This is a genomic window from Brachybacterium atlanticum (assembly GCF_025669985.1).
Taxonomy (GTDB): Bacteria; Actinomycetota; Actinomycetes; order Actinomycetales; family Dermabacteraceae; genus Brachybacterium; species Brachybacterium conglomeratum.
Map to the genome: position 1 here is coordinate 1 of NZ_JAKJJW010000050.1, position 18,384 is coordinate 18,384.

The window sequence follows — 18,384 nt, forward strand, 5'->3', positions numbered from 1 at the left end:
GGCGGCGCTGCGGAGCCCGGCGCGACCGGATGCGGGGCGCTCGCATGGCGTCCCCCGGCGGCGGGTGCGTGCGGAGGCTGCTGTCCCGGGTGCCCGACGTGGCTGCCGGCGTCGGCGGCGGAGGCCGGATGGCCGGAGGCGGCGGGCCCTCCGTGGGAGGGCGGAGCAGCGTACTGGCCCGGCCGGCCGGAGGGAGGCTGCTGCCCGTAGGGGACCTGCTGGTGCGACGGAGCGGGGTGGCCCTGGGCGGCCTGCTGGCCGTGCCCTTCGTGCGCGCCGTACGGGCTCTGCGGACCGTAGGTCCCCGGTGTCGCATACGGGCTCTGCTGACCTTGAGGTCCCGGTATCCCGTACGGCCTGTGCGGGGCGTGCGCGCTGTGTCGGCCGTCGGCGCTCTGCGCACCCTGGGCGCCCTGCATCGGGGTCCCGGGGCCGGAGACCTGCGCATACCTGTCGGCTCCCGTGCTCCGGGGAGCGTCGGGCCCGGTCGGCGCCGGACGCGAGCCGGTGTTCGGGGCGGGCGGACGCTCGGCCATGTGGACCTGCGGATACGCCGGCGGTGCGCTCTGCGGTCGCGCGGCGCGTCGGGCCGCGGCCTGCGCGATCTCCGGCGCGGTCCGTCCCACGCCCGGCACCCAGTCGATGAAGTCGCCGGCCCCCGTGGTGTGCTCCGCGACGTGCGCCTCCTCGACCTCCTCGTCCGCGTCAGTGCTGGGGATCCGGGTCTCGGAGGGGAACGCACCGCCTGGGGCGATGTCGTCCGCAGCGGAGGCCGGAGCGTCCTGCCCGTGCTCGGCCTCCTCGCTCTCCTCGCCGCTGCGGCGCACGGCGGCATCCTCGATGCGGCGGAAGACAGTCTTGCCGAAGAGGTCGTCGTAGGCGCCGGAGTTCTCGAGATCGCCCGTCGAGGCGTCGGGATGCTGCGGCGCAGGAGCCGGGGCGCGCCGGACGGGCGAGGGTGCCGGCCCGTCCTCCTCCGGTCCTTCTCCGTCGTCGATCGGTGCGATCAGGGTCGGCGGCGACTCGAGCTCGTCCTCCATGGGCGGCTCGGGCGTGGGCACCGAGGGCGAGGCGGGGCGCGCCGGGGAGGTTGCCTGGGCGGTGGCCGGCGGCGCGACAGGGGCGGGAGCGGCAGGGGTGGCGGTCGCGGGGGTCGGCTCTGCGGCGTCGACCTGCTCGGCGGCGCTCGGAGCAGGCGCTGCGGCGGCGGCCGGGGGCGCGGTGCGCCGACGGTCGAAGAGCGAGGTGCTCACGAGTCGTCGCTTCGCGGGAGCGGTCCGCGTGCCGGCGGCGGGCTGCGAGGCCGGGACCGTCGTCGCGGGCTCCGCCCTCGCTCCGGTCGCCTCGGCCGGCGCGTCGTCGGCCGGTGCCGACCCCGACGGCGCGTCCGACGGCGCGGACTCGAGCGGCGCGCGTGCCGACGGCGCGGCGGCGGGGACGGCGGTCGACTGCCCGGGGGCGGCGGGAGCGGGGACTGGAGTCGCCGCCGGAGCAGGGGCGGGAGCCGACGCCGGTGCCGGCGACGCGGCCGGGCCGTCGTTCCCGAAGAGGCCCGCGAAGAGGTTCGGTCCCGAGGACGCCTCCTCCGCGGCCGCGGGGCGCGAGGAGGACGCGGAGGACCCGCCGCGGGACAGCGACGGCGGCATCTCGCCCGGTTTGCGGGTGGCGACGGAGGGCTTGCGGATCGACGAGGAGCTCGAGCCGGACCCTGCGGTCGTCGAGGGCTTCGAGGGCGTGGGTGCCGGACGCTCCGCGCGGCGCTTCTTCGCCTCCTCCGTCTCGATCGAGCGGCCGTCCTTCTCCACCTGCTCGGCGAGCGCGGCGCGGTCGGCCTCCTCGAGCTGGGCGGGGTCGACGGTCATGTGCACGAAGCCGCGCACGGGCACGATGCCCGAGACCACGCGCGGCGCGCCGACGGGCTCCTCGGGCGGGAGGTCGCCGAAGGCCACCCGGCGCACCCCCTCGAAGGAGCTGATCACCAGCGGCTGCTCCTCGGTGCCGACGACCATCTGCGCCCCCTCGGCCGTGTAGACGGCCAGGGGCGTGGAGCCCTTCACCCCGACGGCCGCGCTCTGCCCGTCGTGGACGCCGAACAGCAGCGCGGTGAGCTTGTCCGCGCTGCCCAGATCACCGGCCTCGACCAGCTGCTCGACGAACTCCTCGGCCTCGGGGCGCCGTCCCAGCACCTCCCAGGCCGCCTCCGTCACCTGCTTGCGCAGTCCGGGGACGAGCACCACCCAGCGGTCCTCGCGCACCACGAGGGTCGCCGGGCCCTGTCGGGTCCAGGTGCCGAGGCCGAGCAGGGAGGCCGCGGCGGACGCCGTGTCCTCGGTCGTCATGCCCGGCCCTCACCGTCCGCGAGGGGGCGCGGGAGCGTGTCCTCGTCGACCTCGAACTCGTCCTCCGCGGGAGAGGTGCCGCCGGCGGTGTCCTCGGAGGCACCGGCCTGCCCCAGCACCTCCACCGCCTCGATGATCACCACGGAGATGTTGTCGTGCCCGCCGCCGTCCAGCGCGCGGCGCACCAGGTCCTCGGCGATGGTGCGCACGTCGGTGGGTCGGCGCAGCATCCGCTCGATCGACGCGTCGTCGACCTCGCCGGTGAGCCCGTCGGAGCAGATCAGCATCCGGTCGCCGACCTCGGCCGGGATCAGCCAGTAGTCGGGGTCCGACTCGGGCCCGGCGCCGAGCGCCCGGGTGACCATGTGCCGGTAGGGGTGGATCCGCGCCTGCTCGGCCGAGATCTCGCCGCGGTCCATCAGCTCCTGGACCACGGAATGGTCCACGCTGACCTGCTCGAAGATCTCCCCCGAGAGGCGGTACACCCGGGAGTCGCCCAGGTTCATCACGACCCAGTAGCCGATCCCGTCCAGCACCATCGTCGCGACCAGTGCGACCGTGGTGCCGGCGCCGAGGGTCGACTCGCCGCCGAGCTCGCCGATGCGCACCGACGCGTTGTGCAGCGCGTCGCCGAGCTGCTCGACGGTGACGTTCTGCTGGAGCGTCAGCTTCTCGAACTCCTCGACCGCGATCGCGCTGGCGACCTCGCCCGCGTTGTGCCCCCCCATCCCGTCGGCGACGAGATGGATCGGTGTGGCGGTCAGGAGGCTGTCCTCGTTCGTCGCCCGCACATGGCCGACGTGGGTGGCCGAGGCGGAGACGACGCGGACGGTGCCCTCGAGGTCCGGGTCGGAGAGGGAGCGGTCGATCACTGCACCCTCTCCACGGACAGGGTCCGGTCTCCGAGGGCGAGGCGCGCCCCGGCGGGGAGGACCGTGGGGGTCTCCGGCACGAGGTTCTCGCGGGCGCCGTCCTCACGCAGGATCGTCGAGCCGTTGGTGGAGCCGAGGTCGGTCACCAGCAGCTCCTCCCCCGTGCCGTCGATGCGCAGGTGGATCTTGGAGACGGAGCGGGTGTCGTCCTTCATCACGAAGAGCACCTCGCCGGAGGGCGAGGAGGGGTTGCGTCCGACCACCACGGCCTTCTCGACGACGCGCTCGGCGCCGTCGTCGGTGGTCAGCCGAACCTTCTTCACGGGCGGGAGATGGGCGGGCGAGATGCGGGTCGCCTCGAGGTCGCCGAGGTCCTCGGGCACGGACATGCGCGTCGCCTCGTCCACGCCGTCGTCGCCCCAGGCATCACCGGTGACCTCGCTCGGGGCGTCGCCTCTGTGCGCGGCCGGGGCCTGGTCCGCCGAGGCCACGGGAGGCGGACCCCAGGCGGCCGGGGAGGAGTCGACCGGTCCCGAGGCGGGAGCGGGAGCCGGGGAGCCCCACTGCGGGGCGGGGGCGTATCCGCCCTGGTCCCAGCTCTGCGGCTGCTCCGGAGCCGACGGCTCGCCCCACGAGGTGGCGGACTGCGCGGGCTCGGGTGCCGAGCTCTCCGGTGCCGAGGGCTGTCCCCAGGACGGGGCGGACTGCGGCTGCTCGGGGGCCGGGGCACCCCGCTGCTGCGCCTGCGGGTCCTGCGCCAGGGGCTCGCCCCAGGACGGGGCGTGGTCCTGCCCGGCGGGCTGCTCCCAGGAGGGCTGCGCGGGGGCCGACGGCTGGTCCCACGAGGACTGACCCAACGCGGACGGCTGGTCCCAGGAGGACTGCGCGGGCGCCGCGGGGATCGGCTCGACGGGCGGCGGTGCCCAGCCGCCGTCGGAGGCGGGCTGCTGGGGTGCCGGGGACGGGGAGCCCCAGGACGAGGCGGGAGCCTCGGCGGCGGAGGCCACCGAGCCGCCCGGGGCGTACGGGCTCGGGGCGCCCTGCTCGGGCCCCTGCGCGCCGTCGACGGGCTGGACCGGGGAGGCGCCCTGGTCTCGCCATGCCGCACCGGGCTCGGAGAGCAGGTTCTCGTGCGTGGACACCGCGACGGACGGCGCGCCGAGGTAGTGCTCGGCGCCGGCGCGCTCGAAGTCGTCGGGGCGGGGCTGGAGGGGGTTGCGTCCGGCCTTGATGTCCGCGACGACCGAGTCGATCGCCCGGTCGTGGAAGCCGCGCAGCAGCTTGCGCGGGTCGAAGAAGATCGACAGCGCCATGAGCAGCGGGAACAGCGCATACACGGCCCAGCGTCCGAGCGCGCGCACGAAGCCGAGCGCCCCGCCCTCGCTCAGGCGGGTCACGCGCAGGCCCAGGATCAGCTTGCCCAGGGTGAAGCCCTTGGCGCCGACCAGCCAGATCATCACCAGGTGGTACGCGGCCGGCAGCGCGGTCCCCACGCCGATGAGGATCATCGAGGTGGTGCTCGCGCTCTGCGAGGTGATGATCAGGATGACGCCGATCAGGAACGGGACCGTCACGAGCGTGGCGATCACCGTGTCGATCAGCGCGGCGAGGAAGCGCTTGACCGGGGTGGCCGGGGCGCAGCCGTCCAGCGGCGGCTCGAAGGACGCCGCGGCGGGAGCGCCCTCCGGAGCGGCGCCCGGCGCAGTGCCCGGGGCGGCGCCCGGCCCGGAGGCCGACGCACCGGGCCCGCCGGGCATGCCGGTGCTCTGCCCGGGCTGGTTCATCGGTGGCTGCGTGACCATCACCCGATCGTACTGTTCCTCGCTCCGCAGGGCGGTCGCTCCCGGCTGGGGCGGGCGGAGGGAATCGGCCGTGATGAGCTCGATCCCCTCGTCCTCCTGGTCGGACCGCTCCTGCCCCTGCTCCGCCCGGGTACGGGGCCTGGGCGGCGCCGACCAGGCGCCGGGCGCGTCGGTGGCCCGCTTCTCGTAGGGCGAGGCCTGGTAGCGCGCACCGCACTCGCCGCAGATCGCGGCCCCTTCGGACAGCAGCGTCCCGCAGGTGCTGCAGTATCTGGTCTGGTTCATGAGGAACGGCCCTTTCGGCTGATGATCCGCCAGAGGGACGGTGCTGTCGTGCCGCGCACCGAGGAGCGGCGTCGCCGCAGCGCCTCCGTGCGCTTCTGCGCCTTCGCCCGGGCGCGGGCGTTGCCCCGTCGGCGCCGGTTCTCGCGCCGTCGCTCGGCCGCACCGCGGCGGAAGGAGCGCAGGGAGAGCGCGGTGCGGAGCCGACGATGCCACGGCAGGGCGGCGGTGGCGCCGCTGCGCGCCGCCATCACCTGGTCCCAGTACTCCTCCGCCGCTGCGTCGGGCAGGTCGTCCGGACCGAACACGGCCCGGTCCGCGCGGGCTGCCAGCGTGCACGCCCCGAGCTGGGGGACGTCGGCCTGGAGCTGTGCGGCGATCTCCGCCCGGGTCATCAGCGGATCAGGAGCCCTGCCCATATCGGTGAGGAGGTCCAGGATCTCCTGCCAGCCGCCGTCGACGCGGGCCGGCAGGGCCTCGAGCGCGCGACGGCGTCGGCGTCGCACCGTCTTGGCGATGATCACCGAGGCGGCGAACAGGCCCAGCAGCACGAACGGGAGCAGGCCGAGGCCCAGGTACACGACCCACGAGGCGGTCTCGTCGGTCGGGTCCTCGTCGTCGTCGGTGTCGTCGCTCATCGCGCCGGGCGGCGGGCTCGGCGGCTCCGCCGGGGGCGGTGGCGGCTGCGCGACCTGCGGCAGCGGCTTCTCCACCTCCTTGGGCTGCGGCTCCGTAGGGTCCTCGTCCTCGTCGGGGGCGGGGTCGAAGCGCACCCAGCCGATGTCCTCGAAGGCGACCTCCACCCAGGCGGTGACGTCGTCGCCGGTGATGGAGACGGTCCCCTCCTGGCCCTCGGGCACCTCGAAGCCCATCACCACGCGGACGGGCATGTCGAGCGAGCGGGCCAGCACGGCGGTCAGCGCCGCGTACTGCTCCTCGTCGCCGATGCGGCCCATCGGCTGGGCGTCGGGGGTGTCCTCGTCGAAGCCGACCTCCTCGAGCATCGCCCGGAGCCGGCTGTAGCCGTGGCCGGAGAGCGAGGCGGTGTCGTCCTCCAGGCCGTGGGAGTAGTAGGCGTCCTCCTTGACCGAGCGGGAGAGGTTCTGGAAGCGCTCGTAGTCGGAGTCGGAGGAGCCCGCCCACTCCTCGGCGAGCGCTGTCATCTCGTCCGTCGGCTCGTCGTCCGGCAGGGTGATGTCCGCGAACGTCGCGGTGTTCTGCTGCTCCGCGGTGGGCTCCGTGTACGGCTCGTAGGACAGCTCGTAGGTGTCGCCCGCCTGCACCCCGAGCGCGTTGACCGCGGTCTGCGAGGGCTGGTTGAGGAAGAGATTCTCGGTGGTGGCGCTCGCGCGGCCCTGATCCATCCCCTCGAGGTCGATGCGGTTGGTCCGCTCGCCGACAGTGGGCATCCACACACCGCGGTACGCGCCGATCGTCACGGAGGAGACCTGCTGCTTCCCGGTGCCCTCCTCGAGGTCGACGCCGGGGGCGGTGCGCAGGAACGCCCCGGAGGGGCTGTCCTTCTGACGGCTGGAGGCGACGTTGTAGACCTGCAGGTCGTACTGGTCCATGGTGGCCAGGCGGATCTGGTCGCCGCTGCTCACACCGGTGATGGTGAACAGCTCCTCGTCGCGCTGGTCCTTGAGGTAGCCGCGGAACTCGGTCAGCGGGGAGACGTACTGGCGCGGGTCGAAGGGCGGGGTGATCCGGTCGCGCTGGGCGTAGCGGATGGTGCCCTCGGGCGGGTCCAGCAGAGGGCTCGCCGCGAAGGCGCCGCCGGCGGCGATCGCCATGATCACGGCGCCGCCGATCACGCGTCGGCGCAGCACCGGGTTCTTCCAGGAGCCGGGGCGGACGGTGTCGGAGATGATCGTGGACTCGGCGCCGGCCAGGCGGCCGCTCTCGAAGCGCCAGGTCAGCCAGCCGACGGACAGCACGGCGTAGAGCACGCCGCGCGGCACCGGCCAGAACGCCTGGTCCGTGCCGAAGAAGATGCTCGTCGCGACCATCACCAGCGGGAACAGCCAGGCCAGGACGTAGAGGCGGGTGCGCATCACGACGGTCATCGCCGCCAGCGACAGCAGCAGCATGCTGATCCACACCACCGCCAGCACGCCCTGGGCGACGCCGACGGGCGGGGCGACGGTCAGCAGCGACTTCCAGCTCGCCACCGGTGCCTTCAGCAGCTCGAGCAGCGATCCCGGGGTGGGGACGATGCCCCAGAGCGCTCGGGTGGGGGCGGCGAACATCGAGCCGAACAGGAGGTACACCCCGAGCACGAGGGCGGTGATCCGCAGCGGCCCCCATCGCCAGCGGGCGCCGATCAGGGCGATCAGGGTGCCGAGCACGAGCGCCATGATCCCGGTGACCAGGTACTGCGCTCCCCCGTAGACGTGCTGGAAGCCGAGCAGCGCGAGGACGAACAGCGCGCCGAGCACGGCGAGGTCGATCGCGAGGCGCTTCGCGGGGACGGACGAGAAGTAGCTGGGGCGGCGCGCGGGGCGCGCAGGCGCGGTCATCGGCCCACCGCCCGCAGGGCGCGGGCGAGGGTGTCGAGGGAGCCGAGGGTGACGACGTCGAGCGAGCCGATCGCCGATCGCTGCACCTCGGCGTCCTCCACGCAGCGGATCGCCACGGCCATCACTCCGATCGGAAGCTGGTTGGCGGCGGCGTTGAGCTCGCGCGCCGTGGTGTGGGGACCGACCACCATCATCACCGCGGAGGCGTTGGGGGCGAGGTCGGAGGCCTTCTGCCCCAGCTCGTGGAAGGAGATCCGCTCCCCCAGCTGCTCGACCAGCGTGTAGTCGTCCATCATCGGGCGGAAGGAGGCGGTGCGCTGGCGGGCGTCGAAGGTGAAGGGCGTCAGCTCCTTCTCCTCCCGGAAGGTCTGGGCGGAGATCGAGGCGGCCACGGACACGGCCAGCTCGAACTCCTCCTCGCTCGCATAGTGCTCGGCGAGGTTGTCGAGCGCGACCACCACGTGGGAGCGGCGGGTCTCCTCGAACTGGCGGACCATGAGCTTTCCGGTGCGGGCGGTGGTGCGCCAGTGGACGTGGCGGCGGTCGTCGCCGGGGGCGTAGTCGCGCAGCGCGTGGAAGGCGATGTCGGAGCTGGAGAGGTCCGAGGAGGGCGTGCCCTCGAGGTCGCGGAGGAAACCGCTGGCGGCCTCGTCGAGTCGGACCGTGCGCGGGTGGACGAAGAGCTCCTTCTCCTTCGCCCAGGTGACCTGGCGGCGCATGAGGGACAGCGGGTCGTCGCGCACGGAACGCACGGGACCGACGACCAGCACGGAGCGGCGCTTGGTGGGGACGGCGAAGAGCTCCTCGTGGCTCTGTGCGGCCGCGAGCCGCGGCACCAGGAACTGGGCGGTGGCCTGGCCGACCGCCAGCTCGATCCGCGAGGGCAGGATGTCGCGCTGGGTGGGGTTGGCGACCTCGACCCGGCCGACGGCCCGGGTGCCGACGACGACCCGGTGGGTCTGCAGGTCGAGGGTGACCTTGTAGTTCGCCTTGCCCAGCACGAACAGCGCCGCGATCACGAGCGGGACGGTGAGCGCGAGCGCCACCACGTTCAGCTCGGTGACGTGCAGGGTCAGGCCTGCGATCCAGCAGGCGGCGGCGACGCCGGCCACGGCCCATCCCACCGGGGAGACGACGTCGAGGACCGGGTGGATGCGGCGCATCCACAGCTCGACGGCGCGGTCCCGCAGACCGGCCCAGCCGGTGCTCGCGGGGGCATCGCCCTGCGTGGTCTCCTCGGCCGGGCCGGTCTGCCCCTCACGGGCGCGTTTCGCGGCCGCGCGTGCCCTGCGTCGCTCGCGGCGGGAGCCGGCTCGGGACTCGGCCGCGGCGGCGCGGCGGCGCTTCTTCGCCTCGGCCTTGGCGGACTTCGCGTCGGCGGTGTCGGTGGGGACGGAGGAGGGCTGGGAGCTCATGCCGTCTGCTGGCGCGCCTGGGGAGGCGCCACCTCGCTGAGGATCTTCGTCATGACGGACTTCGCGGTGGTGCCCGCGAACTCGGCCTCGGGGTCGAGCACGAAGCGGTGCAGCCACACGGGCTCCACGAGCGCCTTGACGTCGTCGGGGATCACGTAGTGGCGGCCGTTGACGGCGGCCCACACCTTGACGGTGCGCATGAGGGCGAGGGCGCCGCGGATGGAGACGCCGACGCGGACCTCGGGCGCGAGGCGAGTCTCCTCCATCAGGCGCGAGACGTACTCCAGCACCGCCGGGTCCACGTGCACGGTGGAGGCCAGCTGGGTCATGTCGTTGACGGCCTGCAGGGAGATGCGCGGGGTGAGCTGCGTGGAGCGGTCGCGCAGGGCGGAGCCCTGGAGGATCTGCACGCTCGAGGCGTGGTCCGGGTAGCCGATCGAGGTCTTCATCAGGAAGCGGTCCAGCTGCGCCTCGGGCAGGCGGTAGGTGCCGGCCTGCTCGATCGGGTTCTGGGTCGCGATCACCATGAAGGGGTTGCCGACCTCGTGGGTGACGCCGTCGACGGTGACGCGGCCCTCCTCCATCACCTCGAGCATCGCCGACTGGGTCTTGGGCGAGGCGCGGTTGATCTCGTCGGCGAGGACGACGTTGGCGAAGACGGGGCCCTTGTGGAACTCGAAGGACTTCGTGTTCTGGTCGTAGATCGTCACGCCGGTGACGTCGGAGGGCAGCAGGTCCGGGGTGAACTGGATGCGGGTGCTGGTGCCCTGCACGGTCGCCGCGATGGAGCGGGCGAGGGAGGTCTTGCCGGTGCCCGGCGCGTCCTCGAGCAGCACGTGGCCGGGGGCCATCATCGCGGTCAGCACGAGGCGGACCACCTCGTTCTTGCCGAGGACGGCCTGGCCGACGCTCTGGACGAGCTTGTCGAAGGTGTCGGCGAACCAGCGGGCCTGTTCGGGGGTCATGCTCATGAGGACTCAGGTGCTTTCTCGAGGAGGTGAGGTCTGGGACGTGCTCTGGGAGGGGAGGAGCTCGTTCAGCGGGGCATGTACGCGCTGCCGACCTGTGTGCCGTTGACGTACACCCGCAGCGGATTGTTGGTGGTCTTGTCGTAGCCGAAGAACCACTGTTCCTGCGGCTGCGTCCAGCAGCCGTCGGCGTCGGCGGTGATCTCGAACTCTCCCCAGTTCGCGTCGTTGTTGTCGCCGTAGTGGACCTTGTACTTCTTGCCGGGCTCGAGGTTCGTCAGCGTGTAGCCGAACCACTTGCACTGCCCGGAGCTGCAGTTCTCGGTCACGCCGGTGTAGTTCTGCGACCAGTTCCAGCTCCCGGAGTCGAGCTTGGGCGCCGGCGGGCTGTACTTGTTGGCCGTCACGGAGTCCTTGACCTTGCCGCTGCTGAGCCCGCCCTCGTTCACGACCTCGGCCGTGATGTCGTGCGTGGACCCCGAATCCACCCGCTGGGTGTGCGAGAACTTGTTGCCGGAGACGGTCTGCGCCTTGCCGTCGATCCACACCTTGAGGGTCTTGTCCCGGCCACCGTCCGTGCCGTTCGCCGTCACGGTGTAGGAGACGTTGCAGTTGTCGGCGGCATGACAGGTGCCGGCACTGGTGCTGATCTGCGGCCCGGCCGGCTTCGTGTAGGGCGTGACCGCGTTGGACTCCTTGGAGCGGGGGCTGATCCCGCCGTCCTTCGCGAAGCCGTTGCGGGCCTCGACTGTGAAGCGGTACGAGGTGCCGTTGCTCAGCCCGGAGATGGACGTGCTCGTGGACGAGGCGTCGACGGTCTTCGAGCCGCCGTTCCAGCGCACCACGTACTTGGTGACCGTGGTGCCGTTGCCGTTCGCCGCCTCCCAGCTGACGTTCGCCCGTCCGTTCGGCCCGTCGCCCTTGCCCTCGCTCGGCATCGACGCCTTCACCCCGGTGGGCGCCTCGGGCTTCGCCCACGGGACGACCTCGTTCGACGCCTTCGAGGAGCCGGAGCCGGTGCCGACCGAGTTCACGCCGGTGATGGTGAAGGTGTGCTTGCTGTCGCGGTCGAGGTCCCGGAAGGACGCCTTGGTGGTCCCGCCGTCGACGGTCTGGCTCGCGCCGGAGGAGGACTTCACGACGTACTGCGTGATCGGCTCGCCGTTCGCCTCGGCATCCGTCATCGCCGGCCACGTCACGTCCACCGCGCCGCCGAGAGCGGTGTTGACCCGCTCGGCCGACGGGGTGCCGCTGGGGGCCTTGGGCTTGCCGGCCGGGTGCTCCGCCGAGGACCACTCCGACCACTCCGAGGGCTCGTCGGCCAGGTTCGAGGCCCGCACCCGGAAGCGGTAGTCGACGCCGTTGGTGAGCCCTGCGAACACCGTCTGGGTGCTGCCGCCCTCGACGGTCTGGGAGGAGATCCCCTGACCGCTGGTGTCCTGGACCTGCACCTCGTAGCTCTGGATCGCGGAGCCGCGGTTCTCCGGCGCGGACCAGCCCACGGTCAGCTGCTGGTCGCCGCGCTCCGCCCGCGGGGCGGCCGGCTTCTCCGGGCGCACATCGGGGCGGGCCACGGCCGAGGGCACCGACGGATCGGAGTCGCCGACGTCGTTGGTCGCCACGACCTGGAAGGTGTACTCCGTGTCGTTGGTCAGCCCGGTGATCGTGCAGGAGGTCGAGGCGCACTGCTGCGACACCGTCCCGCCGGTCGCCGCGGTGACCGTGTACCCGGTGATCGGGGCGCCGTTGTCGGCACCCGCGTCGAAGTTCAGCTCGACGAACCCGTCGCCGATCTCCCCGATGCGCGGCGCGGAGGGCGGCTCGGGCTTGCCGCGCACCACGGTCCGGATCTCGCCGGTGACGTGACGGTCCGGGTCGCCGGTGTCGTCCTCGACGGTGTACTGCGCGCTGAGGATGCCGTGGAAGGACTCGTCCGGGGTGATCGAGACCTTGTCGCCCTTGACCTCGACGGCGCCGTCGCCGGCGGTGAGGCCGGCGCTGAGCAGCTCCCGGCCCCCGCCGGGGAAGGGGTTGGAGTCGTTCTCGAGCACTGCGAGGTCCTTGGTGGTGCCCGCGTCGATCGTGGCCTCGTCCATCACGGTGGTGAGCAGGGGCCGCGGCGAGCCGCCGACGGTGACCTGCACGGAGGACTCCACCGGATCGTTCGTCCCGTCGGAGACGGTCACCGGCACCTCGAGGACCGTGCCCTTGGGCGCCTTCGGCGTCGCGGTCGCGGTGAAGACCGAGCCCTCGACCGACACGTCGATCTCCGGGTTCTCGGTGAACTTCCCGAGGGCGAAGGTGAACGTGTCGTCATCGGGGTCGTCCACGCCGGGCGCGAGGTCGACCGTGGCCTGGCCCTCTCCCTGCGCGACCTCGAGCAGCGCGCCCTGGAAGGTCGGCGGGAGGTTCTCGTCCTCGGGCGCGACCTCGACCGGGATCGCGAGCGTCGCGGTGGCCGCGGTCGCGTCCCCCACCGCACCGTCCGTGACCTCGACGCTGATGGTGTCCTTGCCGGAGAAGTCCGCGGCAGGGCGGTAGCTCAGCGTCGTCTCGTTCTCGACGAGCTCGCCGCCGTCGCCGTGGTCTGCCGTCACGAGCGACGGGTCGGTGATCTGCACGCTCTCCGCACCCGGACGCACCCGGACGTTCTGGGGATCGGCGAGGTCGATCTTCGCTTCGGCGCCGGCTTGCACCTTCACCGGCTCACCCACCCAGACGGGGGCCTGCTTCGCGGTGCCGGGCACCCACACGTAGCCGGCCGAGGACTGGTCGTCCTGGTCGGTGATGATGTAGCGGATCCGCTGCTGCTCCTCCTGGGGCACGATCCTCAGCGTCCCGTCCTCGCGCAGGTCAACGCCCTGGTAGGAGCCGTCGAGCGCGACCTCGAGGGCGTTGGTGCTGCCGTCGGGATCGGAGTCGTTGGCGAGCACGTCGACCTCGACGTGGTCCTTCTTCGGATCCAGGACCTCCTCGACCGGCACGAAGTCGTCGACCGCGACCGGGGAGAGCAGCGGTGCGTTCGCGGCGACCTTGACGGTCGCGGTCGCGCTGGACTTCAGCTGCCCGTCGGTCGCCGAGTACAGCACCGTGTGGGTGCCCTCCTCGGCCGGGGTGGTGACGGTGAGGAGGTTGTCCTCCGTGTCCTCCGGCGGCTCGACGTACTCGATGTCCGTCATCGGCTCCACGTCGCCGCGCACGATGCCGAGCGCGTCGCCCTCGGGGTCGGTGTCGTTGTCGAGCACCGGGATCTGCACCTCGCGGTCCGGGCGCACCTCGACGGTGTCGTCGACCGCGTAGGGGGCCTGGTTGCGGTCCGTGGGCGCGGCGATGCCGACGAGCACCTCCGCGGTGCCGATCGCGCCGTGGCGATCCATCACCTGGTATCGGAAGCGGTCCGTGCCGACCGAGTCCTCGTGCGGCACGTACTCGATCCACTCGCCGTTCGCGCTGGAGATCTCGCCGAGGGTGGGCATGGGGCTCGCCGCGCCGGTGAGCATCACGGAGTCGCCGTCGGGATCGATGCCGGTGGTCCGGACGGGGATCCGCACCGGGGTCCCCGCGACCGCGCGGGCGGTGAGGTTCTCCGGCCGCGGCGGGGTGTTCTCCGCGTCCCGCGGCACGATCGTGATGTAGGCGAGGGCGGAGCCGGTGCGGCCCGTCTCGTCGACCACCTCGTACTGCACGACGGCCTCGCCCGTCGCGTCGTCGTTCGCGCGGAAGCGCAGCATGTCCTGGTGCGGCTCGGTGTTGCCCAGCGCATCGGCGCGGGAGGTGTCGAGGTTCGTGCCGAGGTGGAGGTCGGAGACCGTGGGCGAGACGTCATTGGCGGTGACGTCGATGTTGACCATGTCCCCGGCGCGCACGACGGTGCGGTCCGGGACGGCCTCCGGGTTCGCGAACTGCGTGTCCGTGTTCACGACCATCATCCGGATGGTGCCCGTCGAGGTGCCGGCCGAGTTCGAGACCTCGTAGGTGATGGGGACCGGCTCGGAGGAGACGGTCGCGCCGGGCTCCGCCTCGACCCGCACCAGGTGGTGGTCGACGACGGTGGCCTTCAGGCCGCTGCCCCCGGGGACCTCGAGGGAGTTCGCGACCAGCACCCCGCCGGTGGGGTCCACGTCGTTCTCCAGCGGGTCCACGAGCGTGTCGGTGCCGGTGGTGACCGTGCCGAAGTCATCGACGGCGACGGGCTGGAGGTTCTCCGCCTCCGGCTCGACCACGTCGATGCGCATCAGTCCCAGGGAGGTGGTGCTGCCGCCGCTCGCCCCGACCGTGTACTCCAGGTAGTGGGTGCTGGGCCCGGCACCGGTGACATCGACGCTCCCGGCGTCCAGGGCCGGGTCGACCTCCAGCCCCTCGGACTCGCCGACGCTGATCAGCTCGAGCTCGCCACCGTTGGGGTTGAGATCGTTGACCAGCGGCTTGAGCGTTGTGGTGCGTCCGGAGACGATGCTGACGTGGTCGGCGGTGGTGATCGGCGGGAGGTCGCTGTCGGTCACCGACTCGATCTGGATCGTCCCCTCCCCCGTCTCGCCGTTCTCGTCGCGGAAGGTGAGCTGGACCTGCTTCGTGCCCGGCGAGAGGCCGGCGTCGTTGAAGGTGATCTTCCCGTCGGGGGTGAAGGTGACGAGGTCCTCCGGCGGGACCGTGGCGTTGGAGAGGTAGAAGGCGTCGCCGTCGGGGTCCTCCCAGTACGGCAGGATGTTGAAGCTGATCTCCTGGCCGGAGCGGACCTGGACCTTGGTCATCGTCTCCTCGGCTGCCTGCGGGGCGGAGTTCTCCCCCTCCTGGCGCACCTCGAGGGTGACGGTGGCGGCGTCCTTGCCGCCGCGCCCGTCGTCGACGGCGTAGGTGAAGGGCTGGGTGCCGGAGGCGTCGTCGGCGACCTGGATCTGAAGCTGCGTGCCGCCCGTGATCGGGGTGACGTGCCCGGCGGCCGGCTGCTTCCCCTCCACGGCGACGGTGAGCACGTCGCCGTCGGGGTCGACGTCGTTGCGCGTGACGGGGAGGACCACGTTCTGACCGGGCCGCACGCCGAAGGTGTCGTCGTTGGCCGTCGGGGGCCGGTTCTCCTCCTCGCGCTCGGCCGCGACGTTCTCGATCGTGGTGGTGAGGGTCTCCTTCTCCTTCTCCTTCGACTGATCGGTCTGGATGTCCTGGTTGATGACCCAGTCGTCGACCAGCTGCATCGAGTCCATGATCTCCCAGGACAGGCCGAACTTCTGGTCGTTGAGCACGACCAGGTCGCGGTTCTGCCGCAGGGAGAGGTCCGCCCCAGCCTTCGCCTCGGGGATCGCCTCCACCGCGGGCTCCTGGCCCTCGCAGGCGCGGACGTAGCGCAGGGACCCGCCCCAGGCGCCGTAGGCGCAGCCGTCGACCTGCGCCGGCTCGACGACCTCGGAGCCGGTGCCGCCAGCGGAGATCGACTCGGCCTTCCCGCCGTCGAGGGGGATCAGCAGCATCGTGTCCGCGGTGGACAGGACGACGTTCTCGGAGTCGGGGCCGGCCTGCTGGAGCTCGGCGACCTCGAGGGAGGAGATCCCGTAGTCCTCGAGCGGGTAGTCCTTCATCTCGGTGCCGAGGCGCAGCATGCGGTTCTCGCGGTCCATGATCACCGGCACGTCGCCGACGACGGTGAGCTCGACCTGCGCGGCGTCGCTCGAGACCCCGCCGGCGATGAACGGCTTGTCCGCCTTCGTGTCTCGGGTGGACGGTGTACGGGGGTAGCGCAGGAGCTCCTCACCGTTGAGCACGTAGACGTCGCCGCTCATGGAGACGGCGACGGGCGGCGCGCCGTTGCCGGTCTCGAGGACCGGTTCGACGGAGGCGGGGCTGAACGCGGCGGCTTCGTCCGGGGAGAGGATCCAGACCCGGCCGTCGGGCGCGGCGATCACGACGCGGTCCCCGCCGATGCGGACGGTGGACTCGGGCGGTAGCTCGACGAGGCCCGCACGGGAGGCGGCCGCGGTGTTGATGGGGGTCATGCCGCGCGGCCCGGTCTCGAAGACGTGGTAGCCGGACTGGATGATGTCGAGGTCCTGGCCGGTGGAGGAGATGCGGGCGTCGAGCTCGCCGGCGTCGACGTTGAGGCGGCCGATGAGGCCGCGGTCGCCGTTGCTGACCCAGACGCCGCCGTCGGAGACCTCGACCTCCGAGGAGGACAGGCCGTCGTAGTTCACGGCGAAGCCGGTGAGGACGAGCGCCACCACTGACAGGACGGCCGTGGACACGACCGTGGTGCGCCGACCGCGGCGCCTCTTCGGTCCAGCGGTGACTGACATGGTGGTACCCCCAGAAGACGTGCAGATCCTCGCGCACGCGCGGCCTCGACCGGCTGCACTCACTGAGGAGAAGACCCCCGCGGTCGACGTGGGCGCGCACGACAACGGACAGAGTACCGGTCCCCCGCGCGCCGTTCCACGCGCGCCCGGCCACGTTCCGTCCCCGTGCAGGTCAGGCCGAGGGAACGGTCGCAGACCTCACGAGGAGCTCAGCGACGGCGCTCGACGAGCGTGCGGGTGAAGGTCACTAGCGCCTCGCGGACGGGTCCCTGCGGCAGCTCGCCGAGGATCTCGACGGCCTCATCGGCGGTGCGCTGGGCGAGCCGGCGCGTCTCCTCGAGCGCCTCGTCCTCGCGCAGCAGCTCCACCAGCTCGCCCAGCGCGGTGTCGTCGCTGAGATCGCTGTCGAGCCTGCGCAGGATCTCGAGGCTGCGCGCGTCCTGCTGCTCGGCCGCCCGGCGACGGACGAGGAGGGTGGGCATGGTGGGCACGCCCTCACGCAGGTCGATGCCAGGGGTCTTCCCGCTCGCGGCGGCGTCGCTCTCGAGGTCCAGCACGTCGTCCGCGAGCTGGAAGGCGACCCCGACCTTCTCGCCGTAGCGGCGCATGACGTCGCCGGAGCCCTCGGGGGCCCCGGCGAGGGAGGCGCCTAGGTCGCCGGCGAGGGCGAGCAGCGAGGCCGTCTTGTCGGAGAGGACGGAGATGTAGTGGGCGAAGGGGTCGTCCCCCTCGGCAGGACCGACGGTCTCGTGCAGCTGGCCGAGGCACAGCCTCTCGAAGGTCTCGGAGTGCATCCGCACGGCCTCGCGACCGATGCGGGCGCTCAGCGCGCTTGCTCGCGCGAAGAGGAAGTCCCCCGTGAGGATCGCGACGTTGTTGCCCCACAGCGAGTGCGCGCTCTCGGTGCCGCGGCGGGTGGGCGCCGAGTCCATCACGTCGTCGTGGTACAGGCTGGCCAGGTGGGTCAGTTCGACGAGGATCGCCGCGTCCTGCACACCCTCGGCATCGACGTCCCCGAGGGACGCCGCCAGGAGCACGAGCATCGGGCGCACTCGCTTGCCCCCGGCGTCCATCAGGTGGCGGGCGGTCCAGCGCACCATGTCGTCGGAGCTCGCGACGGAATCGCGCAGCCCGTGCTCGATGGCGCCCAGGCGCTCGACGATGCTCGTCGCGAGCTGATCATCGATGTCGGGCACACCCGGCAGCGTGGACGGCATGTCTCTCCTGGAGATCGAACCGGTCCCGAGGAGCGGGGCCGGAGTGCGGACTGCGCTCCCGGACAGGAGCGACACGACAGCCGAGTCTACCGGGGAGGCAGGGGCCCTGAGCCGATGTACGGCCCCGAGGTGACCGGCAGAACGGCGGAGCGCTCCGCCGAGAGGATTGCAGGCATCGCCCGCTCGACCGGGCCCTCCCGGAGCCGGAGACGCCATGGGCCGGCGCCAATCCCCGACCGCGACACGACCTCGGACCATCCCTTGCAGAGCGACCCCGCCCTTGCCGTCCTGGCTGCTCCCCGATTCCGGGCATGAGAAAAGGGAGTGGAGGAGGCGAACACCCGCAAGGGGTTCAAGCACTCCTCCACTCCCAGTGAAGATGTCCGGCGGCGACCTACTCTCCCACACCCTCCCGAGTGCAGTACCATCGGCGCGATCGAGCTTAGCTTCCGGGTTCGGAATGGAACCGGGCGTTTCCTCGACGCTATGACCGCCGTAACACGATGAGACACAACCAGCCACCCACCCACACCAAAAAAGATGCCGGCAGCAGGGTTGTTCCCCAAGAACCGCACAGTGGACGCGAACACACACAGAGTAAACAACAAGCACAAAGAATGTTGTTGTAAGTCATCGGCCATTAGTACCAGTCAGCTCCACACATTGCTGTGCTTCCACATCTGGCC

At 72.1% G+C, this 18,384-nt stretch carries 7 protein-coding genes, 1 rRNA gene and 1 pseudogene; all 9 read right to left on the reverse strand.

From position 1 onward, the window contains the following. Positions 1-2,339, reverse strand: a pseudogene (locus tag L3K22_RS15855) (hypothetical protein); the annotation flags it as partial. Then, complete coding sequence (locus tag L3K22_RS15860; RefSeq protein WP_263312247.1) at positions 2,336-3,211, reverse strand: PP2C family protein-serine/threonine phosphatase; 876 nt, start codon at positions 3,209-3,211, stop codon at positions 2,336-2,338. The gene L3K22_RS15860 and the pseudogene L3K22_RS15855, both read right to left, overlap by 4 nt. Next, the gene (locus tag L3K22_RS15865) at positions 3,208-5,298 is read right to left on the reverse strand and encodes an RDD family protein (protein ID WP_263312248.1); all 2,091 of its coding nucleotides are present in this window, start codon (positions 5,296-5,298) and stop codon (positions 3,208-3,210) included. Before L3K22_RS15865 ends, L3K22_RS15860 begins: the two co-directional genes overlap by 4 nt. Beyond that, positions 5,295-7,814 (reverse strand): transglutaminase domain-containing protein, encoded by a 2,520-nt coding sequence (locus tag L3K22_RS15870; RefSeq protein ID WP_263312249.1) that lies wholly within the window; start codon positions 7,812-7,814, stop codon positions 5,295-5,297. Before L3K22_RS15870 ends, L3K22_RS15865 begins: the two co-directional genes overlap by 4 nt. Continuing rightward, entirely contained in the window at positions 7,811-9,229 is a 1,419-nt protein-coding gene (locus tag L3K22_RS15875; RefSeq protein ID WP_263312250.1) for a DUF58 domain-containing protein, read from the reverse strand. The genes L3K22_RS15870 and L3K22_RS15875 overlap by 4 nt, the downstream gene beginning before the upstream one ends. Further along, positions 9,226-10,200, reverse strand: a complete 975-nt coding sequence (locus L3K22_RS15880) for an AAA family ATPase (protein ID WP_263312251.1) — start codon at positions 10,198-10,200, stop codon at positions 9,226-9,228. The genes L3K22_RS15875 and L3K22_RS15880 overlap by 4 nt, the downstream gene beginning before the upstream one ends. Positions 10,201-10,265: 65 nt before the next feature. Then, positions 10,266-16,430 (reverse strand): Ig-like domain-containing protein, encoded by a 6,165-nt coding sequence (locus L3K22_RS15885; RefSeq protein WP_263312252.1) that lies wholly within the window; start codon positions 16,428-16,430, stop codon positions 10,266-10,268. 260 nt (positions 16,431-16,690) lie between these two features. After that, a complete protein-coding gene (locus L3K22_RS15890) occupies positions 16,691-17,698 on the reverse strand; it encodes a polyprenyl synthetase family protein (RefSeq protein WP_263312253.1) in 1,008 nt (335 codons plus the stop codon). Between the two features lie 381 nt (positions 17,699-18,079). After that, positions 18,080-18,196 (reverse strand): 5S ribosomal RNA (rrf, locus tag L3K22_RS15895). Positions 18,197-18,384: the final 188 nt, after the last annotated feature.

What these genes read in the sequence shown, in the direction of transcription:
- L3K22_RS15865 (WP_263312248.1), bottom strand. Translation starts at nt 5,298, where the DNA reads ATGAACCAGACCAGATACTGCAGCACCTGCGGGACGCTGCTGTCCGAA.
- L3K22_RS15870 (WP_263312249.1), bottom strand. Translation starts at nt 7,814, where the DNA reads ATGACCGCGCCTGCGCGCCCCGCGCGCCGCCCCAGCTACTTCTCGTCC.
- L3K22_RS15875 (WP_263312250.1), bottom strand. Translation starts at nt 9,229, where the DNA reads ATGAGCTCCCAGCCCTCCTCCGTCCCCACCGACACCGCCGACGCGAAG.
- L3K22_RS15880 (WP_263312251.1), bottom strand. Translation starts at nt 10,200, where the DNA reads ATGAGCATGACCCCCGAACAGGCCCGCTGGTTCGCCGACACCTTCGAC.
- L3K22_RS15890 (WP_263312253.1), bottom strand. Translation starts at nt 17,698, where the DNA reads ATGCCGTCCACGCTGCCGGGTGTGCCCGACATCGATGATCAGCTCGCG.